Source organism: Aquabacterium sp. (genome assembly GCF_048860245.1).
Taxonomy (GTDB): domain Bacteria; phylum Pseudomonadota; class Gammaproteobacteria; order Burkholderiales; family Burkholderiaceae_C; genus Aquabacterium.
The window spans coordinates 1-23,304 of the sequence record NZ_JBLIZW010000101.1 but is presented as its reverse complement, the minus strand read 5'-3'; the positions used below and the strand labels follow the sequence as shown (position 1 = coordinate 23,304).

33 protein-coding genes are annotated in these 23,304 nt (G+C 60.6%); 23 read left to right on the top strand and 10 right to left on the bottom strand.

The annotated features are described in order from the left end of the window. Positions 1 to 140: 140 nt before the first annotated feature. Entirely contained in the window at positions 141 to 1,295 is a 1,155-nt protein-coding gene (locus ACMV18_RS11540) for an MraY family glycosyltransferase (RefSeq protein WP_420817963.1), read from the top strand. A gap of 23 nt (positions 1,296 to 1,318) precedes the next feature. On the opposite strand, the gene ACMV18_RS11535 is transcribed toward ACMV18_RS11540, so the two are convergent. The 4 genes from ACMV18_RS11535 to ACMV18_RS11520 are packed head-to-tail and all read right to left on the bottom strand — an operon-like array spanning position 1,319 to position 4,009. After that, the gene (locus ACMV18_RS11535; protein WP_420817962.1) at positions 1,319 to 1,750 is read right to left on the bottom strand and encodes a LacI family transcriptional regulator; all 432 of its coding nucleotides are present in this window, start codon (positions 1,748 to 1,750) and stop codon (positions 1,319 to 1,321) included. Beyond that, entirely contained in the window at positions 1,747 to 3,105 is a 1,359-nt protein-coding gene (locus ACMV18_RS11530) for a recombinase family protein (protein ID WP_420817961.1), read from the bottom strand. Before ACMV18_RS11530 ends, ACMV18_RS11535 begins: the two co-directional genes overlap by 4 nt. After that, positions 3,102 to 3,596 (bottom strand): DUF2924 domain-containing protein, encoded by a 495-nt coding sequence (locus ACMV18_RS11525; protein ID WP_420817960.1) that lies wholly within the window; start codon positions 3,594 to 3,596, stop codon positions 3,102 to 3,104. Before ACMV18_RS11525 ends, ACMV18_RS11530 begins: the two co-directional genes overlap by 4 nt. Continuing rightward, positions 3,596 to 4,009: a hypothetical protein gene (locus ACMV18_RS11520; RefSeq protein WP_420817959.1), complete on the bottom strand. Its 414-nt coding sequence runs from the start codon at positions 4,007 to 4,009 to the stop codon at positions 3,596 to 3,598. The genes ACMV18_RS11525 and ACMV18_RS11520 overlap by 1 nt, the downstream gene beginning before the upstream one ends. On the opposite strand from ACMV18_RS11520, the gene ACMV18_RS11515 reads away from it, so the two are divergent. From ACMV18_RS11515 to ACMV18_RS11505, 3 genes are read left to right on the top strand one after another with little or no spacing between them, the layout of a single operon-like run. Next, positions 4,008 to 4,592: a LexA family protein gene (locus ACMV18_RS11515; RefSeq protein WP_420817958.1), complete on the top strand. Its 585-nt coding sequence runs from the start codon at positions 4,008 to 4,010 to the stop codon at positions 4,590 to 4,592. The two genes, ACMV18_RS11520 and ACMV18_RS11515, sit on opposite strands and share 2 nt — an antisense overlap. A gap of 28 nt (positions 4,593 to 4,620) precedes the next feature. Beyond that, a complete protein-coding gene (locus ACMV18_RS11510) occupies positions 4,621 to 5,865 on the top strand; it encodes a glycine hydroxymethyltransferase (protein ID WP_420817957.1) in 1,245 nt (414 codons plus the stop codon). After that, complete coding sequence (locus tag ACMV18_RS11505) at positions 5,862 to 6,845, top strand: hypothetical protein (protein ID WP_420817956.1); 984 nt, start codon at positions 5,862 to 5,864, stop codon at positions 6,843 to 6,845. The genes ACMV18_RS11510 and ACMV18_RS11505 overlap by 4 nt, the downstream gene beginning before the upstream one ends. Before the next feature lie 11 nt (positions 6,846 to 6,856). Here the strand turns inward: ACMV18_RS11505 and ACMV18_RS11500 are convergent, their stop codons facing one another. Then, complete coding sequence (locus ACMV18_RS11500) at positions 6,857 to 7,453, bottom strand: DUF6088 family protein (RefSeq protein WP_420817955.1); 597 nt, start codon at positions 7,451 to 7,453, stop codon at positions 6,857 to 6,859. A 221-nt stretch (positions 7,454 to 7,674) separates the two neighbouring features. Between ACMV18_RS11500 and ACMV18_RS11495 the strand changes: the two genes are divergently transcribed. From ACMV18_RS11495 to ACMV18_RS11405, 19 genes are all read left to right on the top strand, one after another. Then, positions 7,675 to 7,887, top strand: a complete 213-nt coding sequence (locus ACMV18_RS11495; RefSeq protein WP_420817954.1) for a helix-turn-helix transcriptional regulator — start codon at positions 7,675 to 7,677, stop codon at positions 7,885 to 7,887. Further along, positions 7,884 to 8,432 carry a hypothetical protein gene (locus ACMV18_RS11490; RefSeq protein WP_420817953.1) on the top strand — a complete coding sequence of 183 codons (549 nt, stop codon included), beginning with the start codon at positions 7,884 to 7,886 and terminating at the stop codon, positions 8,430 to 8,432. The genes ACMV18_RS11495 and ACMV18_RS11490 overlap by 4 nt, the downstream gene beginning before the upstream one ends. Continuing rightward, the gene (locus ACMV18_RS11485; RefSeq protein ID WP_420817952.1) at positions 8,429 to 9,259 is read left to right on the top strand and encodes an ATP-binding protein; all 831 of its coding nucleotides are present in this window, start codon (positions 8,429 to 8,431) and stop codon (positions 9,257 to 9,259) included. Before ACMV18_RS11490 ends, ACMV18_RS11485 begins: the two co-directional genes overlap by 4 nt. 11 nt (positions 9,260 to 9,270) lie before the next feature. Then, positions 9,271 to 9,939 (top strand): hypothetical protein, encoded by a 669-nt coding sequence (locus ACMV18_RS11480; RefSeq protein ID WP_420817951.1) that lies wholly within the window; start codon positions 9,271 to 9,273, stop codon positions 9,937 to 9,939. 13 nt (positions 9,940 to 9,952) lie between these two features. Further along, on the top strand, positions 9,953 to 10,414 hold the full coding sequence (locus ACMV18_RS11475) for a DUF6511 domain-containing protein (protein ID WP_420817950.1): 462 nt from the start codon (positions 9,953 to 9,955) through the stop codon (positions 10,412 to 10,414). Continuing rightward, complete coding sequence (locus tag ACMV18_RS11470) at positions 10,414 to 11,142, top strand: hypothetical protein (RefSeq protein ID WP_420817948.1); 729 nt, start codon at positions 10,414 to 10,416, stop codon at positions 11,140 to 11,142. Before ACMV18_RS11475 ends, ACMV18_RS11470 begins: the two co-directional genes overlap by 1 nt. Continuing rightward, positions 11,118 to 11,372 (top strand): DNA-binding protein, encoded by a 255-nt coding sequence (locus ACMV18_RS11465; RefSeq protein ID WP_420817970.1) that lies wholly within the window; start codon positions 11,118 to 11,120, stop codon positions 11,370 to 11,372. Before ACMV18_RS11470 ends, ACMV18_RS11465 begins: the two co-directional genes overlap by 25 nt. Then, a complete protein-coding gene (locus tag ACMV18_RS11460) occupies positions 11,365 to 11,964 on the top strand; it encodes a sigma-70 family RNA polymerase sigma factor (RefSeq protein ID WP_420817947.1) in 600 nt (199 codons plus the stop codon). The genes ACMV18_RS11465 and ACMV18_RS11460 overlap by 8 nt, the downstream gene beginning before the upstream one ends. Then, positions 11,957 to 14,248, top strand: coding sequence for a phage/plasmid primase, P4 family (locus tag ACMV18_RS11455; protein WP_420817946.1), 2,292 nt, complete (start codon positions 11,957 to 11,959; stop codon positions 14,246 to 14,248). The genes ACMV18_RS11460 and ACMV18_RS11455 overlap by 8 nt, the downstream gene beginning before the upstream one ends. Before the next feature lie 140 nt (positions 14,249 to 14,388). Then, complete coding sequence (locus ACMV18_RS11450; protein WP_420817945.1) at positions 14,389 to 14,862, top strand: crossover junction endodeoxyribonuclease RuvC; 474 nt, start codon at positions 14,389 to 14,391, stop codon at positions 14,860 to 14,862. 1 nt (position 14,863) lies between these two features. Then, positions 14,864 to 15,073, top strand: coding sequence for a hypothetical protein (locus ACMV18_RS11445; RefSeq protein ID WP_420817944.1), 210 nt, complete (start codon positions 14,864 to 14,866; stop codon positions 15,071 to 15,073). Then, positions 15,066 to 15,464 (top strand): DUF6362 family protein, encoded by a 399-nt coding sequence (locus tag ACMV18_RS11440; RefSeq protein WP_420817943.1) that lies wholly within the window; start codon positions 15,066 to 15,068, stop codon positions 15,462 to 15,464. Before ACMV18_RS11445 ends, ACMV18_RS11440 begins: the two co-directional genes overlap by 8 nt. 65 nt (positions 15,465 to 15,529) lie before the next feature. Next, positions 15,530 to 15,772 carry a PbsX family transcriptional regulator gene (locus tag ACMV18_RS11435; RefSeq protein WP_420817942.1) on the top strand — a complete coding sequence of 81 codons (243 nt, stop codon included), beginning with the start codon at positions 15,530 to 15,532 and terminating at the stop codon, positions 15,770 to 15,772. Beyond that, positions 15,772 to 16,113: an endoribonuclease MazF gene (gene mazF, locus ACMV18_RS11430; RefSeq protein ID WP_420817941.1), complete on the top strand. Its 342-nt coding sequence runs from the start codon at positions 15,772 to 15,774 to the stop codon at positions 16,111 to 16,113. Before ACMV18_RS11435 ends, mazF begins: the two co-directional genes overlap by 1 nt. A 567-nt stretch (positions 16,114 to 16,680) precedes the next feature. Further along, positions 16,681 to 18,087 (top strand): site-specific DNA-methyltransferase, encoded by a 1,407-nt coding sequence (locus ACMV18_RS11425; protein ID WP_420817940.1) that lies wholly within the window; start codon positions 16,681 to 16,683, stop codon positions 18,085 to 18,087. Beyond that, positions 18,080 to 19,366, top strand: coding sequence for a site-specific DNA-methyltransferase (locus ACMV18_RS11420; protein ID WP_420817939.1), 1,287 nt, complete (start codon positions 18,080 to 18,082; stop codon positions 19,364 to 19,366). The genes ACMV18_RS11425 and ACMV18_RS11420 overlap by 8 nt, the downstream gene beginning before the upstream one ends. Beyond that, complete coding sequence (locus ACMV18_RS11415) at positions 19,363 to 19,620, top strand: DUF7220 family protein (protein ID WP_420817938.1); 258 nt, start codon at positions 19,363 to 19,365, stop codon at positions 19,618 to 19,620. Before ACMV18_RS11420 ends, ACMV18_RS11415 begins: the two co-directional genes overlap by 4 nt. A 63-nt stretch (positions 19,621 to 19,683) precedes the next feature. After that, complete coding sequence (locus tag ACMV18_RS11410) at positions 19,684 to 20,814, top strand: Fic family protein (RefSeq protein WP_420817937.1); 1,131 nt, start codon at positions 19,684 to 19,686, stop codon at positions 20,812 to 20,814. Positions 20,815 to 20,822: 8 nt separating this feature from the next. After that, the gene (locus ACMV18_RS11405) at positions 20,823 to 21,320 is read left to right on the top strand and encodes a DUF6933 domain-containing protein (RefSeq protein WP_420817936.1); all 498 of its coding nucleotides are present in this window, start codon (positions 20,823 to 20,825) and stop codon (positions 21,318 to 21,320) included. A gap of 10 nt (positions 21,321 to 21,330) precedes the next feature. On the opposite strand, the gene ACMV18_RS11400 is transcribed toward ACMV18_RS11405, so the two are convergent. From ACMV18_RS11400 to ACMV18_RS11380, 5 genes are all read right to left on the bottom strand, one after another. Next, positions 21,331 to 21,699 (bottom strand): hypothetical protein, encoded by a 369-nt coding sequence (locus ACMV18_RS11400; protein ID WP_420817969.1) that lies wholly within the window; start codon positions 21,697 to 21,699, stop codon positions 21,331 to 21,333. Positions 21,700 to 21,799: 100 nt separating this feature from the next. Continuing rightward, a complete protein-coding gene (locus tag ACMV18_RS11395; protein ID WP_420817935.1) occupies positions 21,800 to 22,159 on the bottom strand; it encodes a hypothetical protein in 360 nt (119 codons plus the stop codon). Further along, a complete protein-coding gene (locus ACMV18_RS11390; RefSeq protein ID WP_420817934.1) occupies positions 22,134 to 22,493 on the bottom strand; it encodes a hypothetical protein in 360 nt (119 codons plus the stop codon). The genes ACMV18_RS11395 and ACMV18_RS11390 overlap by 26 nt, the downstream gene beginning before the upstream one ends. Then, on the bottom strand, positions 22,490 to 23,062 hold the full coding sequence (locus tag ACMV18_RS11385) for a DUF3489 domain-containing protein (protein ID WP_420817933.1): 573 nt from the start codon (positions 23,060 to 23,062) through the stop codon (positions 22,490 to 22,492). The genes ACMV18_RS11390 and ACMV18_RS11385 overlap by 4 nt, the downstream gene beginning before the upstream one ends. 7 nt (positions 23,063 to 23,069) lie before the next feature. Further along, positions 23,070 to 23,304, bottom strand: a 235-nt coding sequence (locus ACMV18_RS11380; RefSeq protein ID WP_420817932.1) for a DUF6900 domain-containing protein, incomplete at its 5' end; no start/stop codon positions are given.

Below are 23,304 nucleotides of genomic sequence, written 5' to 3'. Positions count from 1 at the left end.
TTGGGGGGTAAGTTGAGCCATCGTGCATTTCAGATTATCTGAGGGCAAATAGATACAGCCACTGTTGCCTGCTTGAAGCTCGTATTAAAAATGGCCATCTCTGAAATCCAGCGGGGGTGTTGATTATAATTTTGGATATTATGAGCCTGCCCAGCCTGCCCAGCCTGCCCAGCCTGCCGCCGTCCGTGTACGTCGCAGGTATCGTGGCATTTCTGGTGGCTGTTTTATTGGTATTTACCAAACACTGGCATGGTCATTTTTCAATGGATGGTCTGGTGGGTATCCAAAAGAACCACACCATACCCACGCCCAGAATCGGTGGGGTATCTGTATTTGTGGGTGTGATCGCAGCCTACTGGGTGGAACAACCAGAACGGGCACAGATCTTGAGCCAACTTTTGCTGGCCGGGCTGCCTGCATTTGTCTTTGGCCTGGCCGAAGACATCACCAAAAAAGTGGGGGTCATGGCCCGCCTCCTGGCCACGATGGCATCGGGCGTGTTGGGGTGGTGGCTGACTGGCGTGTCGTTGACAGGTGTGGACATTCCCCTGTTCGACAGCTTGCTGAGTTACACGCTGATCTCTGTTGCTTTCACTGCTTTTGCGGTGGGTGGCGTGGCCAATGCGGTCAACATCGTTGACGGCTTCAACGGATTGGCGAGTGGCTTTGTGATCATTGCCTTGATTGGCCTGGCCCTCGTTTCAGCCATGGTGGGGGACGTCAATCTGGCGTTTGCATGCCTGGCAATTGCCACGGCGACACTGGGTTTTTGGCTCGTCAACTGGCCATGGGGGCACTTGTTCTTGGGGGATGGTGGCAGCTATTTCGGCGGTTTCGCTCTGGCATGGGCCAGTGTCATGCTGATCGAAAGGAATAGCGGCGTTTCCGCCTTCGTGCCTCTGCTCATTTGCATCCATCCTGTGACGGAAGTGTTGTTCAGCATTTATCGCCGTCGCATGACCAGAGTCTCGCCTGGGCACCCTGACCGCCTGCATTTGCATACCTTGGTGATGCGACGCGTCGTACGGCCCAGGGTGCGGCGAATGTTCCCAGACGAGCCCAAGATGGTCAATCGACTGCGCAATTCAGTCACGGGTTTGGTTTTGGCCATGGCCACTGTTCCGGCCGTGCTGATGGCGCTTTGGGTTGTCGGCAGTCCCTTGTTCGCTGCGCTGGCCTGTTTGGGATTTGCATTGGGCTACGTGACCGTGTACGCGCGTTTGGTGCGCTTTCATTGGTGTTCGCCCATCGACTTCCTGTTTGTTCGGCTGGAGCGTAAAACAGCGTTCAGCTGAGCCGAAACAGCTGTTGCGGAAATTCATTTGCGCAACAGCTCCCGCTGCTCATCCCACAGCAACGGCGTGCCCGACGCCAGATCAAACAGCGTCACGTGGTTGGGCAACGCCTCATCCAGGATGGCCGTCACGATGTCCGGCGCCAAGGTGGTGAGATTCACCATTCGGCTGACGTAGGCACGGTCCATCCCGACTTGCTCGGCAACCTCTGACAGATTCTTCGCCTTGCCGGATTCCAACAGCCCGAGCCACTGATGCCCCCTGGCCAGCGCCAGTTGAACGGGCGTTGGGTCGCGATCCCATGCACGTGGTTTAAACGCGGTGCCGTCCGGCAGCGTGACCGCCTTGCGCCGACCACGGCGCGTGATCTTGATCGGGATGGTCACGTGGTAGCTGCCGTTGCTGGCCGTGGCAATGTCGGCGTCGCCGATGGCCTTGATGTTGATCCCGGTCATGCTGCCACCTCCTCAGCCACCGCCTTGCGATCCTTGACCATCATCTCGGTGGCCAGGATTTCAACTCCGTTGGGTCGGAATTGCACCTCGATCGTGTACGGCGTGACGACCACCTTTTTGATCAGCAAGCGCACGATGCGTTCCTGCTCTGCTGGAAACAGCTGGTCCCAGATCTGGTCGATTTTTAGCATGGCCACGCACACCTGCGCTTCGTCAATGCTCGGGTCCAATGCATTCATGGCCTTGGCAACCCTGGTTTTGAGATCCGGGGCGCGCAGGATTTGCCGGACTTGGTCCATGACATTGCCCTCCAATTCGATGGCCGGCAACCGGGGCAGGCCGGATGCGCCTGCATATTCCTTGTTTTCGCGGGTGTGGATGTAGTACCGATACAGCCGTCCGGCGCCCTTGCGCGTCCAGGCGGGTGTCAGCTTGCGGCCGTCGGCCCCTTCCACAAGGCCCTTCAACAAGAACGGAATGGCGGCCCGGGTGTTGTTGGCGCGCACGCGTGGGCTGACCTGCAGCACTGACTGCGCAGCCTCCCAGGCGCTGAGCTTGATCAAAGGCATGTGCTCCGCCTTGAACCACGCATCCTTGTGCCGCAACTCCCCCAGGTAGGTGCGGTTACTCAGAACTTTGTAAATCAAGCTTTTGTCGATCGGCTTGCCCTCTCGCTGCCTGCCGTCCTGTGTGGTCCATGATTTGGACTTCAGACCGTCCAGTTGCAACTCCTTCACCAACTTGGTCCCGGAGCCCAGCTCCACGAATCGCTTAAAAATGTGCCGTACGATTTTGGCTTCCCGCTCGTTCGGAATCAGCCGGCGATTGTCGACGTCATAACCCAGGGGTGGCACGCCACCCATCCACATGCCTTTGCGCTTGCTGGCGGCAATCTTGTCGCGGATCCGTTCACCTGTCACCTCGCGTTCGAACTGCGCAAAGGACAACAAGACGTTCAGCATCAACCTACCCATGGACGTGGTGGTGTTGAACTGCTGGGTCACGGAAACGAATGACACGCCAGCGCGTTCGAACACTTCGACCATCTTCGAAAAATCGGCCAGGCTGCGCGTGAGGCGGTCTATTTTGTAGACCACCACGATGTCGATCTTGCCGGCCTCGATGTCTTGCATCAGCCGACGCAAGCCAGGACGCTCCATGTTGCCGCCGGAGAATCCGCCATCGTCGTAGTCGTCGGCCACCGGAATCCAGCCTTCGCTGCGCTGGCTGGCCACATAGGCATGCCCGGCTTCTTTCTGGGCGTCGATCGAATTGAAGGCCTGATCCAGTCGTTCGTCGCTGGACACGCGGCAGTACACCGCACAGCGCTGGCGGCGTTTGAATGTATCACTCATGCACGCGCTCCCTTCTTCTTGTTCTTGGCCGACTTTTGCGTTTTCAGCCCGAAAAAGACCGGCCCTGACCACGCGGTACCCGTGATTTCACGTGCGATGCGCGACAGGCTGCGGTATGGGCGGCCCTCATATTCAAATTGGCCGTCCGGCAACACCATCACGCGGTGTTCCTTGTCTTGGTATTCGCGTACTAGCACGGTGCCCGCCATCAGTGGCGCGTCGCCGTTGTCCTGCGTGTTGCGGCCGGTGTCCAGGATGGCTTGGATGCGGCGCTTGTTGCGGTCGATCAGATGGCGGTCGACCTTGCAGAAGGCGATTTCCTGCAGCCGGTAGGCAATCCGCCTTTCCAGGAACTGACGGTTGTGGGTCGGGGTGTCTTCTTCAAACAATTCCAGCCAGAGCGCTTTGATGTCCGCCATGGACAGGTCTGGCAGCGCAGTGATTTGTGCCAGCACCGATGGCGGTGTGACGTAGGGTGATCTGATGCTCATTACTGGGACTCCGTGACTTCGTTGAACGTGTCCGTATGAAGGCGCTGGGTGCCAGAAAAGCCAAGTCCCAACGTGCTCTTTCCGTCACTGCCGTTGGTATGTGCCACACGCAGGCGCTGCAGGCCTCTGGCCAGCAACTGGGCCACCTCATCGAGGCGTTCATCGGTCCGCATCTTGTCGGGCGGAGTCTGGTTGACATCGTTCATTGGTAGGGGCTCCTGAAAGAAAAACTGCATACGCAAATTCTCAGGAAGAGGCCACGGCAACACCAGAAGGGAGTTGGGGAAGGCTGGGGACAGATGAGGAAGGCTGCGGGAACGACGCCAAATTTTCTTGCTCGGCCTGGCGGTTTTGCCGATTTTTGAGATTTGCTTGCATGGCGAACGTACGTTCTCTATAATCAAGATCATCATGAAAGCCCTCCACGATCACGAACATCTGGCGACCCTGCAGCGCTACTACGCCCAGCACCGGGTGCTGCCGTCCTACGCCCGGCTGATGGAAGTCCTGGGCTATGCCTCCAAATCGGCCGTGAAGAAAGTGCTCGAACGTCTGGAAGTTGCCGGCATGTTGGAGCGCACGCCCGATGGCGACTGGGCGCCGACCGAGCGTTTTTTCGAGCGCGTGGTGGCCAACGAACCGGTGCCCGCAGGCATGCCCGTGACCACGCTGGACGCTGGCGTGGAGCAGATGACCATCGACCGCTACCTGATCCAGGAGCCGGGGCAGACGGTGCTGATCCGCGTCAAGGGCGATTCCATGATCAATGCCGGCATTCACAGCGGCGACATTGCCGTGGTGGAGCGCCGTCAAGATGCACAAGTGGGTGAACAGGTGGTCGCCGTGGTGGACGACCAATTCACCCTCAAGACCCTCGGCCGTGACAGAGGGGGCTATTGCCTGCTGCCGGCCAACCCCGAATTCGACGTCATTCGACCCAATGGCAAGTTGGAGATCTTCGGTGTCGTGGTGGGCCTGGTGCGCAGATACCCGTAACTCAGACCCACAACACCCCGGAGACAAAATGAAAATCTTCAACCCCCGCCATTTCCTGCGCTATATCGCCATACCTGTTCTGCAGGACTTTGTCTCTGTCCACCCCCTGGGCGTGCATCTCACACTGGACTGGAATGTGCCGGAAAAGATTGCACGCAAAGCGCTGGCCGATGCCGTGGACGCTTTGCAGACCAAGCTGCAGGATGATCTGAGCCTGACCACGGCGCAGAAGGTCGAGTTGGAAGAAGGCCTGTTCAGCTGGAACGAAACTTTGCGTCGAGCACGCATCACGGGCACCGAGGCTGGCGCTCGGGAGTTTGCGTTGGCGCTGGCCCATGATGCGGCTGCGATTGATCATCTACAGGGCCTGGATCCGCGCGAGCAGGCGCTGTGGGTGCTTGCTCACCACGAGCAGACATTTCGGGACATCGAATTGCACCTGGCATTTCGGGCTAAGAGCGACGGTCGAGCTTGGGACCAGAATGAGGTGCTGGCCAACCTTGTGCCCCATCTCGATCGTGAATCCCTGGAAGCGTTCAAGCAGGACGTGGCGGCGCTCTACCAAAAGAGCGGTGCGGGTATTGGCTCTCACATCGAGGTCAGTCACTACGGTGCTGATGGCAGCATCCAGTTCACGCTGTATGTAGAGGGGCCGATCACGACTATCGCCCAGTTCCGTAAACACGACTTCAAACGCATCGTCACCCGCATTGCCCTGGAAAATGCGCTGGTTTACCACCCGAAATCGGGCGTGGTGGAAACCGTGGTCAAGGGCGGCAAGGACAACCACAAGAAAGTGATTGCCCTGTTTGGCAAGCACCTGGTCAAAACCGAACTGGATCCTCAGCCAATCACGCCCAGCAGGTTCAGGCTTGGTGCGCTCAGCGACGGGCTACTGGCGCCCAAAGAAGACTGGTCGACGCAGGGCATCCAGAAGGTTCGGCTGCGTCGGGCGAAGTTCACACCGGCCGACCAGCGCAGCAGCGCCATCCAGATCGAAGCCAGTCCCGAGGCCAATCGTGAGGACGCCATATACGTGGCCCGCGACAAGCTGAAAGTCGCGCATTCCTTCGACACCGAATTCGAAATGGATCGCGCCACGCTCATGGTCTACACGCGTGACCAGCAAAGCCGCCGTGAGGGCCACTTCAGTTTCGACGTGTACGCCAGCGGCTCAACCACCATCAAGAACCTGTCGCACCGCAATCAGCTGCTGGCGCAGTGTGTAATGCGCGGCCTGGGCATTGTCGAATCACCCGGTGCGGCGGCATGAGTCAAATGCAAATCGAGGCCACGGCCCTGTTGTGCCGGATGCTGGAGAGCACCGCCAAGGAAATCTCGGGCCCTCTGCTGACCGACTTGGGTAACCAGGATGCGCTGGCCCAGTTGCGGCGTGAACACCTGATCGGCTTTGGTGAGCCGCTCAACTGGTTGCAGTGCCCGGAGTGCCGCGATGACATGGCACGCGTGGTGCGTGAACTGCCGGGCGACAAGGTGCTTCTTTTGTGTGGCGGCGACTGCGAAGATTTCGAGGCACCACGCAGCGTGCGCCAAACCACGGTTGTCAACTTCGAACGGGTGGTCGGCCATCTGGCTACGGGGCTGGATCTGAATCGTCATCAGCTCGAGTGCTTGGTGCCCGAACTGGCCTGGCGGATTGGTATCGTCGAGGAGCGGCGTGGCAAACCGATCACATGGTATTTCTCACGCCACCTCAACCGTGACGCCACAGTCCGCAAACTGCTGGTTCACCTGGCCCAGCATCGCGCAGATCGCAGTGCACGCATCCTGACCAGCAGCCCGGTGCCACTGCCCGTCAGTTCTGCGCTGGCGCAGTACGACGTGGTGCATCTGGCCGATCTGATGCGCGTGTCGCAAAACCGCTTCGAGTTCTTTGCTGACCGCGTCATGGAGCCAGCCGCCGTGTACCAAGTGCATGATTCGGCACCGGACCTGGGCACGACGCTGCGGTATGTCCGGTCCGAGCGCAAGGCCTACATCGACGGCGTGGCCTATCCGCTGGAAGCCATGCAAGCCAACATTCTGCTGGCGCTGATGGACGACTTTGATCACCGGATGGAAGGTAGCGCGCTGCGCCATGCGTGTGGGTCGACGGCGAGGAATTTCCGGCCGGTCAAGCAATTCGACCGCAACAAGCTCGTCTACGAAACCTTCATCCGCTACATCCCTGGCGACAAGGAGTACGAGCTGGTGATTTCGCCAGATGACAGCGGTTGGTTGGTATCACGCTGAGCGCGATCCAATCATCCAGGAAGGGCTTCGCTCACAGCCCGTGCCATCCATGCGGGCATCATTCTTCTTGTCGAAAGCAAGTCTTGCCAGTCTTCTGGCGATAGCTGTTTCCAGAGACGACGCAAGGTCGCTTGGGATGCCTCCGGCCCCAACCATCCCAATGCACGGATGACTTGACCCGCACGTCGTTTGCCCAGCACCGATTGCCACCGATTGCCGTGCTTTATCTCGATCACTCGTTCGCCCAAACGCAGCATCCGCGGAGGCCCTGAGGTCAAAAGCACATCACGTGTTGGCACTTGTGTCGTCAAGCCGAGTGCATTGGCCTCCGCCGCACCGTTATTCACAACGGTATGACCGCTGACGGCTTCAATGGCATCAATGACGGTGTCCATGGATGGCGGGCGGGCACCAAACCGACCAACCACAGGGCGCGTGTAGGAGCCACGTCCTACACGCAATAGATGGCCGTCTTTCGTCAGGCGCGACAGTGTTTTATCCACTGCGGAACGGCTGGCCAAGTGCAGGAATTCTTTGGGCGACAGCAAACCTCCTTCTGGCAAGGTCTCGGCTGTTGCAAGGATTGATTCGGTCAGGGTACTCATCATTGCGCTCTTGGTGTCAGAAATTTAGTTTGATATCTGACATTTGGCAAGCTCAGGTCTCCGCGCATACATGGAGGCAACACCGCACGCTGCAGGTTTGTGGACTGTTTCTGTGGACTCTGCGGACTGGTTTGTGGACTCCCGATTGATGCAATGCCAGCACTGGTTAGCACCGCTCCCAAGCGGTCTGAAACCAGGGCCCATCAACCATCAAGGAGATTCACGTGCAAGCGTCCGAAACCGTTTCACACATCTCACAGAGTCAGCTGGCAGAGCGTTGGCAACTCAGTGAATCCACCATCGAGCGGTGGCGTGCCGAGGGCATCGGCCCCGTCTTTCTGAAACTGCGCGGCCAGGTCCGCTATCGCCTCGAAGACATCCAGGCCTTCGAGGAAGACAGCATGCGCGCCAGCACAAGCAAGGCGGTGGCCGCATGAACACCGTCGCCATCACCCCCACCACCGAATCCTCGGCACTCGAGGCGGCTTTCCAGCGCAGTGGCATTTCACTGCCCGTGCAGTTCATGGACTTGTCGGCTGCGGTCATCCGCGATCTGCCGCTTGCCCATGTGGCCGATCTCAAGCGATTCGAGGCAGCTGCCAAATCCGAGCTGGCGGCGCTGTCCAACATGATCCAGACCGGCCTGGACTTGCGCTACGGCGAACAGGCCAAGGCGCAACTGCTCGCCGAAAACAAGGACACCGGCACCACGCATGTGTTCGACGGCGAGTTCGATGTGGCCGTGGAGGTCAGCAAGGACGTGACCTGGGACCAGAAGGCACTGCAAACCATCTGGAGCCGCATAGTGGCCGCCGGCCAGGATCCGACCGAATTCATCACGGCCAAGTACAGCGTGAGCGAATCTCGCTTCAAGGCCTGGCCCGAGGTGTTTCGCCAGCCCTTCATGGCCGCGCGCACCGTCAAGCCCAAGGCTGCGAAATTCACCCTGCGCAAGCCCACGGCGGCAGAGGGAGCACAGTGATGTTGCCCATCATTTCTGCCGAAGAACGGCTCAAAGAACGGCACAGCGCCAAGGTCGGCCTGGTCGGGTTCCCCGGCGTGGGCAAAACCACCCAGTTGCGGACCTTGCCGCCAGCTTCCACCTTGTTCGTCGATCTGGAAGCGGGCGATCTGTCGGTCAAGGACTGGCCCGGTGACACGGTGCGCCCACGCACTTGGCAGGAATTCCGCGACCTGGTGGTGTTCCTGGCCGGCCCCATGCCAACGGCCTCTGCGGACCAGGCCTTTTCCAAGGCGCATTTCGACCATGTCTGTGCCACCTATGGCGACCCGGCGCAGCTGGCTAAGTACGACACCTACTTTGTCGACAGCCTGACGGTGCTCTCAAGGTTGTGCCTGGCCTGGTGCAAAACCCAGCCGCAAGCCTTCAGCGAGAAAACCGGCAAGCCCGACAACCGGGGGGCGTATGGCTTGCTGGGCCAGGAAATGATCACGGCGCTCACGCATTTGCAGCACGTGCGCGACAAGCACGTCATCTACGTCGCGATCCTCGAAGAGAAGACCGACGACTTCAACCGCCGCTACTACCAGCTGCAACTCGAAGGCAGCAAGACGGCGCTGGAACTTCCCGGCGTGCTCGATGAGGTGGTGACTCTGGCCGTGCTCAAGGCGGACGACGGCACGAGCTACCGGGGTTTTGTGACCGGCGCCGACAACAGCTTTGGCTTCCCCAGCAAAGACCGCAGCGGCCGTCTCGACCCCATTGAAGAACCCCACCTGGGCCGGCTCATCGCCAAGTGCCTGGGTCAGACCCCCGGCGCCAACCCCAACACCGAACACACCAACTGAAAGGACACCCCATGAACACCTACGACCACGCCACGGCTCCCGCCAGCTGGAACGATTTCAATGACGCCGAAGCTCAGCAAGGTGGCTTCGACCTGATCCCTCGCGGCATCACCGTGCCAGTGCGCATGACCATCAAACCCGGCGGCCATGACGACCACACCCAGGGCTGGACCGGCGGTTACGCCACCCAGTCCTTTGACACCGGCGCCGTGTACCTGGCTTGTGAATTTGTCGTCACCGATGGCCCGTTTGCCAAGCGCAAGATGTGGTCCAACGTCGGTTTGCTCTCGCCCAAAGGGCCCGCCTGGGGCCAGATGGGGCGCAGCTTCATCCGGGCTGTGCTGAACAGCGCACGCAACGTGCAGCCGCAAGACAACTCGCCGCAGGCCGCCGCTGCCCGGCGCATCAACAGCTTTGCCGACCTGGATGGCATCGAGTTCTTGGCCCGCGTCGATGTGGAAAAGGACGGCAAAGGCGAGGACCGCAATGTGGTCAAGATCGCCATCGAGCCCGATCACAAGGACTACGTGGCCATGGCTGGTGCAACTCGTGGCCCTGGCGGGAATATGGGCGGCGGTGGCCACTCTGGTGCGCCGGTGCAACCTGTCCCCGCATACGCCCAGAAAACGCAACCCGCGCGCCCTGTGGTGCCCACGGGCAAGCCCACCTGGGCGCAGTGAGGAGGCGACATGCATGCGAGGCAAATGCTGGGTGTGCAGTCGCCAGGCTCGGGGCCTGGGGCACAGCGACAACCGTTATTCAACCGGCAACCCCAAGCGCTACCCGCTGGACTGGGTGTTTTGCAGTCGCCGCTGCCAGGATGCCTTCCACAAGATGTACGGCAACTGGGTCGACGCGCAACGGTTCAACCAGGAGGTCGAGATGATCGATGCCTCTGATGTTGAACGCACTGCGATGCGTTCGTGCCTGCGGGCCTTTGGCGATGTGGCCGGTGACATTGGCTTTGATAAACCGCTGGGCGCCTACTCTGAAAAAGAGGCCCTGCAGGTCATCGACGCCATCGTCACCCGCTACACCGATGCCATGGCCGCCTACCACCAGGAGGCCAAGTACCCACCGGTGCGTGGCATGACGCCCATGGTCGACGATCCTTTCGCCGATTTGGAAAGCGATCTGCCCTGGGAGACGAACTGATGCTGGACTTCAACGCATCAGCCAGCCTCTCCGGCCGCATCGAGGCACTGATGGATCAGGCGCTGGAGCAGGAGCGCGATGCCACGCCGCCACGCCAATACCTGGGCGGCTCCCGCCTGGGGGTGTCGTGCGAGCGGCAGTTGCAGTTCGAGTATGCGCAGGCACCGGTCGACCCCGGCAAGGGTTTCGGTGGCCGGCTGCTGCGCATCTTCGAGCGTGGGCATCAGACCGAGACCATGGTCATTCGCTGGTTGCGGATGGCCGGCTTCATCCTCAAAACGGAAGACGCCGATGGCCGGCAGTTTGGCTTCAGCGTGGCCCAAGGCCGCCTGCGCGGTCATATCGATGGCGTGCTGGTGGGTGGACCCGAGGGCTTCGCCTACCCAGCGCTCTGGGAAAACAAGTGCCTGGGGTCCAAGTCCTGGCGTGAGTTGCAAAAGCACAAGCTGGCCGTGGCCAAGCCGGTCTACGCCGCGCAGGTTGCGGTCTACCAGAGCTACCTGACCCTGTACGAGCACCCGGCGCTCTTCACGGCGGTCAACGCCGACACCATGGAAATTTACGCCGAGCTGGTCCCCTTCGATGCGGGGCTTGCCCAGCGAATGTCCGACCGGGCCGCCAAGGTCATTCAGGCCACCGAAGCAGGCGAGCTGCTGCCGCGCAGCTTTGCCGAATCCACCCACTTTGAATGCAAGTTCTGCGCATGGGCGCAGCGTTGCTGGAAATGAATTTCATGAAAACAAGCATCCACCCACCACACAAGCAAATGGCCGAGGAGCCATTCATCACCCTGCAGGAAGGGGCCTACTTGGCACAAATCCCACAGTACTGGTTGACCGATGTGCAGCTGCGCATTGAACGGCATATTCCGCATCACCGGATTAATGGTCGCGTCCGATTCAAGCTTTCAGAACTTGTGCGTTGGAAAGCGCAACGCAAGGAGGCCCACGGTGAGTGACTATCGCATCAGGATCACGGTGCGCAACGCACGTTTGCTACGCGCCATCGAAGCCGCCGGCCATCAGCCGGGCAATCACTTTGCCATGGCGGCAGGCATCAGCTACGGGGGGCATTTGCTGCCGTACCTCAATTTGACACGGTCGCCCCTCAATCGCGAGGGCTTGCTGCGCGAATGTGCGTGGGCCTTGTGCGATTTCTTGGGTGCGTCCCCGTCTGACCTCTGGTCGGATGAACAGCTACAGCCCCTGCAAAAAAACCATGCCGATGTTGATCTGGACTTTGGACAGGTGGGCGCGCTCATGCATTCCCACGGGCATCTCGTTGACCCGGTTCAGGTGGCCAGCAGAGACCAGGCCAAGCGCTTGTTGCTCAACAGTCTGGATGCGTTGACACCCAAAGAATCTAAGATTGTGTATGCGCGCTATTTCGAAGACTGGACGCTCGAGGAGTTGTCCGATCACTTCAATCTGAGTCGGGAGCGGATTCGTCAGGTTGAGATGAAAGCGCTGCGCAAGTTGCGCACCGCGCATCGCAGTTCACCGGCGTTGGAGGGGATGGCAGACGTCATTGGAGGGGTGGTCAATGCTTGATTTCAACGATACCCCCGCAGTACTGCCACCCGAATCCGGCGTGACACGCGAGTCGATTCGCGCTGATCTGGTCGCACGGCTGGAGTCCATCCTGGCCACGCTGTTCCCGGCCGGCAAAAAGCGCAAGGGCAAATTCCTCATCGGCGACGTGCTGGGCAGCCCTGGCGACAGTCTCGAAGTGGTCCTCGATGGTGAGAAAGCTGGTCTGTGGACCGACCGTGCCACCGGCGACGGTGGCGACATCTTTGATCTGATTGCGGTCAATCTGGGCGCCGATGCACACACGGATTTCCCGCGCGTCATGCAGCATGCTGCTGACCTGCTTGGCCAGGCACAACAGCTGCCACTGAGATCCGCAGGCAAGTCCAAGAAGGAAGTCCCTGTTGATGACTTGGGCCCGGCCACAGCCAAGTGGGACTATCTCGATGCAGCGGGTCAACTGATCGCCATCGTCTACCGCTACGACCCGCCTGGAGGCAAGAAGGAGTTTCGGCCCTGGGACGTCAAGCGGCGCAAGTTGGCACCACCCGATCCCAGACCACTGTACAACCAGCCGGGGATGAAGGATGCGGCCCAAGTGGTGCTGGTGGAAGGCGAAAAATGTGCACAGGCGCTGATCAGCGCCGGTGTCACCGCCACCACCGCCATGCACGGTGCCAACGCACCCGTCGACAAAACCGACTGGTCGCCACTGTCCGGCAAGGCCGTGCTGATTTGGCCTGACCGCGATAAGCCGGGCTGGGAGTACGCGGCCAATGCTGCGCAGGCGGTGCTGGACGCAGGCGCCAGGTCTTGCCACATCCTGTATCCACCCCAGGACGCCGCCGAGGGTTGGGATGCGGCGGACGCCGTTGCCGAAGGCTTTGATGTCGCGTCATTCCTCGTGCATGGCCCACGCATGCAGATCCACGCCGTGGCAGAAGATGCCGAACCGGTGGTCAGCAGCGACGAGTCAGTGTGGGGCACGGAGGATGCGCTGGCGCTGGCCTTCACCCGCCGCTACCACCGCGACTGGCGCTATGTGGCCGCATGGGGCCGATGGTTGGTGTGGGACGGACAGCGCTGGCGCAATGAGGACACGCTCGCCGCCACCGATCTGATCCGCAGCGTGTGCCGCCAGACCGCCCTGCGTGCGGACGACCGCAAGGTTGCAGCCAAGTTGGCCAGTTGTGGCACCGTGGGTGGTGTGGAGCGACTGGCACGTGCGGATCGTCGCCATGCCGCCACCACGGATGAATGGGACGCCGACCCCTGGTTGCTCAACACCCCTGGTGGCGTGGTCGATCTCAAGACGGGTCGCACGCGCGCCAACGACCGAGCCGACCGCATGACCAAAATCACCACGGCCACGCCGCGCGGTGAGTGCCCACAGTGGCGCTCGTTCCTGCATGACGTGACCGGCGGTGACCAAAACCTGCAGGATTATTTGCAGCGCATGGTGGGCTATGCCCTGACCGGCTCCACCCGCGAGCATGCCTTGTTCTTTCTGTACGGAACCGGTGCCAACGGCAAGTCGGTTTTTGTAAACACGCTGGCCGACATCCTGGGGGACTACGCCACCAACGCGCCCATGGACACGTTTATGGAGACGCGCACCGACCGGCACCCGACCGATATGGCAGGCCTGCGCGGCGCGCGCTTTGTGGCGGCGATCGAGACTGAGCAGGGCCGGCGCTGGGCCGAGTCCAAGGTCAAAAACCTGACCGGGGGCGACAAGATCGCGGCGCGCTTCATGCGCCAGGACTTCTTCGAGTTCTTCCCGCAGTTCAAGTTGTTTGTGGCGGGCAACCACAAACCAGCGATTCGCAACATCGACGAGGCCATGAAGCGGCGGCTGCACCTGATCCCGTTCACGATCACCGTGCCGCCTGAAAAACGCGACAAGCACCTGCAACAAAAGCTGCTGGCTGAGCGTGACGGCATCCTGGCCTGGGCGCTTGAGGGCTGTCTCGCCTGGCAACGCCTGGGCCGGCTGGATCCGCCGCAGCAAGTGCTGGACGCCACGGACGAGTACTTCGAAGGCGAAGATGCCCTGGGTCGCTGGATCGAGGAGCGTTGTGTCCGCCAACCCAACGCCAAGTCATTGACGGCTGAGCTCTTCACGGATTGGAAGCAATGGGCAGAAGCCGCAGGCGAATTCGTGGGATCGCAAAAACGCTTTGCCGACCTGCTGCTCACCCGTGGGCTTGAGAAGTGGCGCAACGGTGTTGGCCTGCGCGGCTTTCGTGGCATTGGGCTGAAGGCTCCACCCACCCCTGCCTATACCCCGTACGCGGACAACTGACCGCCATGACAACACCCCATCTGACAGGTTGGACAGGTCATGTCGAAACCCCCTTATACCGCGCGTCACGCGCCCGCGTGGGGAGTTACGACGTGGCTCGTCATATCTGTCAGACCGAACCCAAAACAAGGACTGACAACATGAACACAACGACCATTCTCGCCCTCGATCTGGGCACCACAACCGGCTGGGCATTGGCCTGCCGCGACGGCAGCATCTCCAGTGGCAGCCAATCATTCAAACCCCAACGCTTCGAAGGCGGCGGCATGCGCTTTCTGCGGTTCAAGCGTTGGCTCACCGACATCAAGCAGTGCAACGATGGCATCGATCGGGTGGTGTTCGAAGAAGTCCGCCGCCACGTCGGCGTGGATGCCGCGCATGCGTATGGCGGCTTCATGGGCCAGCTGACCGCCTGGTGCGAGCACCACCAGATCCCGTATCAGGGCATCCCAGTCGGCACGATCAAGAACCACGCGACCGGTAAGGGCAACGCCAGCAAGGACGAGATGGTGGCATCCATCCGTGCCCGTGGCCACGCCCCGGTTGATGACAACGAGGCAGACGCCATCGCGTTGCTGTACCTGGCCCGTGACATGGCTGTGGAGGGGGTGTGACATGAAAGTGCCCCAATACCGCTACCGCTGCCCGCTGGGCAATCTGCAGCCCACCACGCCGGATCTGGACGCCGTCAAACGCGAGGGTTGGCGCAACGACCACATCCTGGTGGTCTCGGAAGAAGACGAACGCCTGGACTGGATCGAAAAGCAGTTCGTGCGCCGTCTGGGCGACCGTCTGTACGGGGATGGAGGCAAGCACCATGGCTGAGACCAAAACCGAATGGACGGTCGATGATGTGGCCGCCCGCTTTGCCGACGCTGCCGAAACCGCGCATAAGCTGCCCCGGGTCAGACCGGGTGGCTACTTCAACCCATGGATGACGTTGGCCATGCAGGTGCCCGAGCGCTACCCAGATCCAGAGCGGTTGTATCGGCCTATGCCGCCCAGCCCTCAAGCCGTGGAGCGGATGCTCGAGACCATGCGCTGGGTGCAGTGGCTTGAAGTGGAGCAGCGGCACCTGGTCTGGATGCGCGCCAACCGCTACGAGTGGCAGCAGATCGGTAGGCGCTTCGCCTGTGACCGAAACACGGCTGCTCGGCGGTGGAACAAAGCGATCGAAAAGGTGGCGGCGGAACTGAATGCTTGTCTGCCATCGTGAGAAATGGGGCTTGCATACCGTTGTCTTTGTATCTACAATGTAGAAACATCTAAAGGGGATTCGCCATGGAAGCCGTCATCCGCAAATGGGGTAACAGTCCCGCTCTTCGCTTGCCAACCAACGTTTTGAGGGAGGCGGGTTATCAACTCGAGCAGAAGGTTGACCTGATTGTTTCACGCGGCCGCATCGTCATCCAGCCGTCTGAAAAGGTGGAATACGACCTTGATGCGCTCATCAGTGGTATCAACTTGTCTAATGTCCATGACGAAGTGAGCTTCGGCTCGCCGGTCGGGAACGAGGCTCTTTGATGCCGCGCGCTTATGTTCCTGACACAGGCGAGGTGGTTTGGCTTGAATTTGATCCTCAGGCGGGGCATGAACAGGCAGGCCATCGGCCTGCATTGGTCATCAGTCCTGCAAGCTACAACGGCAAAACTGGATTGATGGTGTGCTGCCCGATGTCGACCAAGATCAAAGGGCACCCATTTGAAGTCGTCACCCAGGTCGATGGAGTGGATTGCGCGGTGCTTTCGGATCAAGTGAAATCGCTCGACTGGAAAGTCCGGCGCGCAAAAAAGAAGGCTGTCGTTTCCGAGGATGTCCTCGTGCATGTCAGGGCCAAGATGAAGGCTTTGCTGCAAATCTCGTGATGGCTGACCGCCCGCGCGGTCAAGTTGATCTGCGGTACTATAGTCCCACGTCTCACCTCTTGACCGTCTGGTTTGGCCAGATGCTCTTGGGACGACAGGCCGCCTCCGGGCGGCTTTGTCATGTATGGGGGGAGTTGAGGCAAGTTAGGTGAAGTTGCTAAGCACTGATAACAAGTGCTGGCCAATGGGGACGATTGCCAAAACTGCCTGTGCAGCACGAAGGCCCATTTGGGGGTACAGTTTCAGCTATGGTCAGGACAGCGGTGTGAGCAACGAGCAGATCGTTTGATCGCCAACTGTCATGACGACAGATGCGGATCGCTGCGTACAGCTGATGGCTGATGCGTAGAGGGCTATTGAGGAGCCCTGCGGAAAGTTGATGGGTCCTTCCTGCCCATGAGGGTATGCGGGGGGCAACAGCGCGAGATTTCGATAGCGACTGCCCTGAAAAACAGGTTACCACCCGGCCAGGTTACCGGCCTGTGGTTACCACCGCCCCTGACAGTTACCACCCCTTCAAAATTTCTCACCCGCCCGGCGGCAACGCTCGGCGGGTTTTTCAATTCCATGACGCCAAACCTGCAGATCGAATATCGTGCGATCGATGCGCTGCTGCCGTACGCAAGAAATCCGCGCACACATTCTCCGGCTCAGATTGCCAAGATCGCGGCCAGCATTGTGGAGTTTGGCTGGACGCAACCCATCCTGGTCGATGGCGACAACGGCATCATTGCCGGCCACGGTCGCCTGGCAGCGGCGCGCAAGCTGGAACTGCCGAATGTCCCGGTCATTGAACTGGGGCACCTGACCCCTGCGCAAAAGCGCGCCTACGTGATTGCCGACAACCGCCTGGCGCTGGACGCTGGTTGGGATGAAGAACTGCTTGCCTTGGAATTGGCAGAGCTGTCTGAGGCCGGTTACGACTTGCTGATGACTGGCTTTGACGATGATGAGCTGGCCCAGATGCTGGCCGACATCGGAGAGACGGAGGGTTCGGATACCGATGAAGAACCAGCCAGCGATGAGGTCGATGAGATACCCGAGCCACCCAAGCAGCCGATCTGCCGACCAGGGGACGTCTGGCAACTGGGCCCGCATCGCCTGATTTGTGGCGATGCCAGCGATCAGTCTGTCGTCGCCAACCTGATGCAGGGCGAGCAAGCGAGCCTGTGTTTCACCTCGCCGCCCTACGGCAACCAGCGCGACTACACCTCCGGCGGCATCGCCGACTGGGATGGCCTGATGCGCGGCGTGTTCACCCAATTGCCCATGGCCACCGATGGCCAGGTGTTGGTCAACCTTGGGCTCATCCACCGCGACAACGAGTTCATCCCGTATTGGGACCAGTGGCTCGATTGGATGCGCACTCAAGGATGGCGGCGTTTTGCCTGGTACGTCTGGGACCAGGGGCCGGGCATGCCTGGTGACTGGCAAGGACGCCTGGCGCCCAGCTTTGAATTCATCTTCCACTTCAACCGACAGACGCGCAAACCCAACAAGACAGTGCCTTGCAAGTTCGCTGGCCAGGAGACTCACCTGCGTGCCGATGGCTCATCGACCGCAATGCGTGGCAAGGACGGTCAGGTCAACGGCTGGACCGCTGCGGGTCAGCCCACACAAGACCACCGTATCCCTGATTCGGTCATCCGGGTCATGCGCCACAAAGGAAAGATCGGCAAGGACATCGACCATCCAGCCGTGTTCCCGGTGACGCTACCGGTGGAGGTCATCGAGGCCTACACGCAGGAAGGCGACATCGTTTTCGAACCCTTTGGCGGCAGCGGCACCACGCTGATGGCCGCGCAGCGAACCGGTCGAATTGGTCGAGCTGTGGAAATCGCCCCCGAGTACGTCGACGTGGCCCTGATCCGCTTCCAACAGAACTTCCCTGGCGTGCCAGTCAGCCTGGCCTCCACAGGCGAGACCTTTGAGGCTATTGCCCAACAGCGACAAAGCGAATCCATCCATGTCTGAACCCTGGCTTTCCACCCACATTGAGCGCTGGCCGACGGCCAAGCTCGTGCCCTATGCAAGAAATGCCCGCACTCACTCCGAAGAGCAAGTGGCGCAGATTGCAGCGTCCATCGTCGAGTTCGGGTTCACCAATCCGATCCTGGCGGGGTCCGATGGTGTGATCGTCGCCGGTCACGGTCGCCTGGCTGCCGCGCAAAAGCTGGGCTTGGACACCGTGCCGGTGGTCGTGCTTGATCACTTGACGCCCACCCAGCGCCGCGCGCTCATCATTGCGGACAACCGCATCGCAGAAAACGCTGGCTGGGACGACGCCATGCTGCGCATCGAACTGCAGTCCTTGCAGGAAGACGGCTTCAATCTGGACATCACCGGATTTGACGCCGATGCCCTGGCCGAGATCATGGCTGGCGAAGAGACCACAGTCGATGGCCAGACCGACGACGATGCCGTTCCCGAGGTATCGGCTACCCCGATCTCCCGCCCAGGTGATGTCTGGGAGCTGGGCAATCACCGCCTGGTGTGCGGCGATGCCACCGACCCCAAGAGCTACGAGCTGCTGATGGCCGATGCCAAGGCAGACATGGTCTTTACCGATCCACCGTACAACGTGGACTACGCCAACAGCGCCAAGGACAAGATGCGCGGCAAGGACCGCCCGATCCTGAACGACAACCTGGGCGATGGTTTCTACGATTTCCTGCTGGCAGCCATGACGCCGATGCTGGAGCGCTGTAGCGGAGCCGTCTATGTGGCCATGTCATCCAGCGAACTCGACACGCTGCAGTCTGCATTCCGCGCTGCCGGTGGCAAATGGTCCACCTTCATCATCTGGGCCAAGAACACCTTCACGCTCGGCCGCGCCGACTACCAGCGCCAGTACGAGCCCATCCTGTATGGCTGGCCCGAAGGAGAGAGCCGCCACTGGTGCGGTGACCGCGACCAAGGCGACGTGTGGAACATCAAGAAGCCACAGAAAAACGACCTTCACCCGACCATGAAGCCGGTGGAGTTGGTCGAGCGCGCGATCCGCAATTCCAGCCGACCGGGCGACATCGTGCTCGACCCCTTCGGCGGATCCGGTACCACCCTCATCGCCGCTGAAAAAACCGGTCGTATCGGCTGGCTCATCGAACTCGATCCCAAGTACGTCGACGTGATCGTGCGCCGTTGGCAGGACTGGAGTGGGCAGGAGGCTTACCGGGAAGCCGATGCGGTCAAGTTCAACGACCTGGCTGGTGTTGTCGATGTTGCCGGGGATGACGCGGAGGTGGCCGCATGAAGCAGTCGCGTCTGATGTCCCTTGCCGAGTCGCTGGCCAATGTGCTGGTGGGCTACGGGGTGGCGGTGGCCACGCAGATGGCGGTCTTCCCCCTGTTCAGTCTGACGGTCACTGTCACAGAAAACCTGCTGATTGGCTTGATCTTCACGGCCGTCTCGATCGTGCGCAGCTACGCTCTGCGCCGGGGCTTTGAAGCCCTGCGGGTGCGTCAGTCTGCCCTACCTTCAGACGGACGTGCGGAGAATTCGCTATAATATATACGCAATAAATGCGGTGATTGTCTTGACCTTGCGTCGAAGGTCGCCCATAATCTCCGCATGAAAAGCGAAGATAAACGGTATGTCTGGCAACTCAACGACTGGCCGCACTGGTCGTATGACCGCAAACGGTTAGCACCATTGCTGGCCCAAGTGCATCGTGCACAGGGTCATCTATTGGGGCGCATGCACGATCTGGGTTTGGATTTGCGAGGCCAGGCCACGCTGCGCGTTTTGACCGATGATGTGCTCAAGACCAGCGAGATCGAAGGCGAGAAGCTCAACCCCGATTCGGTTCGCTCATCGATTGCCCGCAGATTAGGCGTCGACATCGGAGCCCTGGCACCGACAGACCGTCAGGTGGACGGCGTGGTGGATATGGTTCTCGATGCCACGCAACGTCATCATGAGCCGCTAACGGCTGACCGCTTGTTCGGCTGGCACGCCGCGCTTTTTCCTACAGGCTACAGCAGCCTGACCAAGATACGCATTGGCCAGTGGCGCGACGACGCGCAAGGTCCTATGCAGGTGGTCTCTGGTCCCATCCATCGGCAAAAGGTCCACTACGAAGCACCGCCGGCGCACTTGCTGGACGCTGAAATGTTGGACTTCCTGAACTGGTTCAACGTGGATCAGCATGACGACCCAGTGGTCAAAGCCGGGCTGGCGCACCTGTGGTTTGTCACCATCCATCCGTTTGAAGACGGCAATGGCCGTATCGCACGGGCGGTGGGCGACATGGCGCTGGCACGCGCCGAGCAATCGGCACAGCGCTACTACAGCCTGTCGGCCCAGATACAGCGCGAGCGTAACGACTATTACGACCGCCTCGAAGCCACCCAGAAGGGGAGCCTGGATGTCACCGATTGGCTGGCGTGGTTTTTAGCCTGCTTGCTTCGGGCCGTTCAAGGGGCCGAGCAAACGCTGGCGCAGGTGTTGGTCAAGGCGCGTTTTTGGCAACACTGGGCGGGCGTGCCGATGAACGATCGGCAGATCAAGCTGCTCAACAAGTTGCTCGATGGCTTCGATGGCAAGCTGACCAGCAGCAAGTTGGCGGCAATTGGCAAGTGCTCGCAGGACACCGCGTTGCGCGACATAACCGACTTGGTGGAACGTGGAGTGTTGAAAAAGTCAGAGGCCAGTGGTCGCAGCACGAGCTACGAGTTGATGCCGATGGATGGACCAACCTGATCGTTGCCATGTTCACGCTTCACTGCACCCAAAAACTGCTCGATCGGATGGGTCATCCGGTCGGTACGCCCGTGCCTGCATCGACACTTCTGGGCAACTGGTACGCCACAGCCCTGTTCTGGAAGCCACAGATGTCGCTCTTGGTGAATGAGCGGACGCTGTTGCCTGTGGTGTTGTCCCTGGCGCCATCGGCCAGATTAGCCCAGCGATTTCCGGGAGCGTTGAAAGAGATATTGCAGGCACTGGAATTGCCCGCTGAATTCATCGATACAGAAATCGGGGGCATGAACGAGGTGGTTTATGCCAAGACATCAAACCGCAGTGTGGTAGGCATGATGAATGAATTTGCGTTCCTCGCCGAGGCTTTCCGAGATCGTGGCGGTCTCGTCGATCCTCTGGCGTTGTCACTGAAATTGGCTGCCGTGCCTTGCGGGCCACTGAGCAAGGGCGCTGGATCCCCAGACAGAGCGGTTCGTGAGTTGGTGTCTGGCCGTGGCGTTCATTGAGCGGATCCTGTCAGTCGGCCATGGACTCCTCGACGATCTCGCAGTGAATCACAAAGCCGGTCAGGTAAGGCAGACCTTTGGGGATACCGTGCTGCTTGCTGGTCTGGCGGCCAATGGTCCAGCCCATCCAGCGTTGGATGGCCTGCTCGATGGCGTCCTTGAGGTTGGCGCCGGCGTACAGCCCGTTGTGCACGTCGTCGGCAAAGTGGCGGCCGTGGCGACTGTCGAGAAAGGCACGCACGGATTCGAGTGGCTGGTGGGTGGCGTCTGAAATCGCCGTCATGGCGATGGGCCAGGCCACCTCGGCTTGGTCGCGCAGACTGCCAAAAAATCCCCAATCGGGGTTGTTCGTTGCTGGTATCTTGGTGGTGTTCATCATCGGCTCCGTGTCTGTGTTGGCCATGACTCCATTGACGCGCTGCTGCTATGCAAAGCCAAGGCTTTGATGGAAGAAGATGAACAGCGTAGCGTCACAGCCACTAGCCCAGGCGGGCCGCGTAGCGGGCGTAGTCGCCGCCAGACGGATCGACATACAGGTACGGGCGACCGGGGGCGTGGACTTCCACACACAAACGTGCCTGGCCGACATAGCCACCCTTGCCGGCCAGCCAGTCGCGCGAGACCAGCAGGTTGGCGGCAAAGCCATCAAACTCTTCGGGCGTCATGGTCCGGGTCTCGGTGACGTAGACGATGTAGTCGCCGCTGGCGCTCATGTCCTTGAGGTTCTCAGGCTTGCGCGCAAAGGGCAGTCGGCCCCCAAGCTGCTCGACCTGAATCTCCTGGCCCTCCCACTGGAGGGTCAACGGGGTGCGTTCAATGGTGATGGACATGCTGGGCATGACGGGCCTTTCTGGTTTGATTGGAGACTTGGTTGGTTGCTCGGAACTTGGGGCTGGCGACCTTGGCCTGCAAGGCTTCGACGCCAGCCAGTGCCAGGGTCAGCACGGCGTTGTGAAACGCCGCCTCGGCCAAACAGGGCGCGAGCCGCGCGTCTTCCAGCAGCCTGTCGATGGCTGGTGCCACCTTGGTGCGCATCGCGGCACACACCGCCTCCTGGCGCGCCGGGCTGGCGCTGCGGATTTCTGGGCACAGACTGATCAGGGTGCGAAACGCCTGATCGGCCAGGCGCTGTCCCAGTTCATCAATCCGCGCCAAGTTGGGACGGGCGTTCATGCGGCCTCCGATTCAGTGGTGGTGGCGGTGGCATTGGCAGAGGCCGTGTACTCGATGCGGTACACCCGCTGACCGCCGGGCTCCTTGGCTGATGTGATGGTCAGTCCGAGGCGCTTCTTGAGCGTGCCGGCCAATGTGCCGCGCACGGTGTGTTGCTGCCAGCCGGTGGCCTCCATGATCTGCGCGATGGTGGCGCCCTCGGGGCGCTGCAGCAGGCCAATCACCAGAGCCTGTTTGCTGTCGGCGCGGGTACGAACCGTCTTGTCCTTGACGGGCTGTTGCCAACTGGCCTCTGCACTGGCGACATCGGCCTCCAGTTCCGGATCGTCCAGCGTGATGGTCGGTGGCAAGGCGCCCGGTCGGGGCAAGCCCAGGGCGTCGTAGCCCTCGGCGGCCACCACCCAGTCATCGCCATCGGGCGTGATCAGGGCGCGTTTGAACAAGCCTTCGAGCACCTTGGCACGGGCGCCGCCCTTGATGTGCTCGGGGAACCAAGCGATCTTGCCGCCGCTGTCTTGCACGGCGTGCTCCAGGATGGCCTGCTGGTTGGGGTTGAGTGAGATGGTCATGGTTCCCTCACGCTTGCAGGGTGGCGGCGCTGCCGTTGCCACTGGTTTGATGTGCTGCGGTGACTTTGCGCACGCGGTGCACGGTCTGTTTCGGCGCGCCACCTGCCGCACGCAGCCCAGCATCAAACGCGGCTTGCAGGGCGCTTTTGACACCCCAGACGCTGACGTCGTGGAAGTCCAGGCTGTCGCGGTGGCGGGTTTGCAGGGTTTCGATGAACAGGTGGTCCAGGGCGATCGATTCG

Bases quoted from the DNA above. Each gene is read 5' to 3' on its own strand.
- ACMV18_RS11425 (WP_420817940.1), top strand. From the start codon at position 16,681: ATGACGCCAAACCTGCAGATCGAATATCGTGCGATCGATGCGCTGCTG.
- ACMV18_RS11410 (WP_420817937.1), top strand. From the start codon at position 19,684: ATGAAAAGCGAAGATAAACGGTATGTCTGGCAACTCAACGACTGGCCG.
- ACMV18_RS11415 (WP_420817938.1), top strand. From the start codon at position 19,363: ATGAAGCAGTCGCGTCTGATGTCCCTTGCCGAGTCGCTGGCCAATGTG.
- ACMV18_RS11405 (WP_420817936.1), top strand. From the start codon at position 20,823: ATGTTCACGCTTCACTGCACCCAAAAACTGCTCGATCGGATGGGTCAT.
- ACMV18_RS11385 (WP_420817933.1), bottom strand. From the start codon at position 23,062: ATGACCATCTCACTCAACCCCAACCAGCAGGCCATCCTGGAGCACGCC.
- ACMV18_RS11515 (WP_420817958.1), top strand. From the start codon at position 4,008: ATGAAAGCCCTCCACGATCACGAACATCTGGCGACCCTGCAGCGCTAC.
- ACMV18_RS11490 (WP_420817953.1), top strand. From the start codon at position 7,884: ATGAACACCGTCGCCATCACCCCCACCACCGAATCCTCGGCACTCGAG.
- ACMV18_RS11450 (WP_420817945.1), top strand. From the start codon at position 14,389: ATGAACACAACGACCATTCTCGCCCTCGATCTGGGCACCACAACCGGC.
- ACMV18_RS11435 (WP_420817942.1), top strand. From the start codon at position 15,530: ATGGAAGCCGTCATCCGCAAATGGGGTAACAGTCCCGCTCTTCGCTTG.
- ACMV18_RS11455 (WP_420817946.1), top strand. From the start codon at position 11,957: ATGCTTGATTTCAACGATACCCCCGCAGTACTGCCACCCGAATCCGGC.
- ACMV18_RS11540 (WP_420817963.1), top strand. From the start codon at position 141: ATGAGCCTGCCCAGCCTGCCCAGCCTGCCCAGCCTGCCGCCGTCCGTG.
- ACMV18_RS11440 (WP_420817943.1), top strand. From the start codon at position 15,066: ATGGCTGAGACCAAAACCGAATGGACGGTCGATGATGTGGCCGCCCGC.
- ACMV18_RS11475 (WP_420817950.1), top strand. From the start codon at position 9,953: ATGCGAGGCAAATGCTGGGTGTGCAGTCGCCAGGCTCGGGGCCTGGGG.
- ACMV18_RS11505 (WP_420817956.1), top strand. From the start codon at position 5,862: ATGAGTCAAATGCAAATCGAGGCCACGGCCCTGTTGTGCCGGATGCTG.
- ACMV18_RS11400 (WP_420817969.1), bottom strand. From the start codon at position 21,699: ATGATGAACACCACCAAGATACCAGCAACGAACAACCCCGATTGGGGA.
- ACMV18_RS11465 (WP_420817970.1), top strand. From the start codon at position 11,118: ATGGGCGCAGCGTTGCTGGAAATGAATTTCATGAAAACAAGCATCCAC.
- ACMV18_RS11480 (WP_420817951.1), top strand. From the start codon at position 9,271: ATGAACACCTACGACCACGCCACGGCTCCCGCCAGCTGGAACGATTTC.
- ACMV18_RS11395 (WP_420817935.1), bottom strand. From the start codon at position 22,159: ATGCCCAGCATGTCCATCACCATTGAACGCACCCCGTTGACCCTCCAG.
- ACMV18_RS11420 (WP_420817939.1), top strand. From the start codon at position 18,080: ATGTCTGAACCCTGGCTTTCCACCCACATTGAGCGCTGGCCGACGGCC.
- ACMV18_RS11470 (WP_420817948.1), top strand. From the start codon at position 10,414: ATGCTGGACTTCAACGCATCAGCCAGCCTCTCCGGCCGCATCGAGGCA.
- ACMV18_RS11520 (WP_420817959.1), bottom strand. From the start codon at position 4,009: ATGATGATCTTGATTATAGAGAACGTACGTTCGCCATGCAAGCAAATC.
- mazF (WP_420817941.1), top strand. From the start codon at position 15,772: ATGCCGCGCGCTTATGTTCCTGACACAGGCGAGGTGGTTTGGCTTGAA.
- ACMV18_RS11525 (WP_420817960.1), bottom strand. From the start codon at position 3,596: ATGAGCATCAGATCACCCTACGTCACACCGCCATCGGTGCTGGCACAA.
- ACMV18_RS11445 (WP_420817944.1), top strand. From the start codon at position 14,864: ATGAAAGTGCCCCAATACCGCTACCGCTGCCCGCTGGGCAATCTGCAG.
- ACMV18_RS11535 (WP_420817962.1), bottom strand. From the start codon at position 1,750: ATGACCGGGATCAACATCAAGGCCATCGGCGACGCCGACATTGCCACG.
- ACMV18_RS11500 (WP_420817955.1), bottom strand. From the start codon at position 7,453: ATGATGAGTACCCTGACCGAATCAATCCTTGCAACAGCCGAGACCTTG.
- ACMV18_RS11530 (WP_420817961.1), bottom strand. From the start codon at position 3,105: ATGAGTGATACATTCAAACGCCGCCAGCGCTGTGCGGTGTACTGCCGC.
- ACMV18_RS11390 (WP_420817934.1), bottom strand. From the start codon at position 22,493: ATGAACGCCCGTCCCAACTTGGCGCGGATTGATGAACTGGGACAGCGC.
- ACMV18_RS11510 (WP_420817957.1), top strand. From the start codon at position 4,621: ATGAAAATCTTCAACCCCCGCCATTTCCTGCGCTATATCGCCATACCT.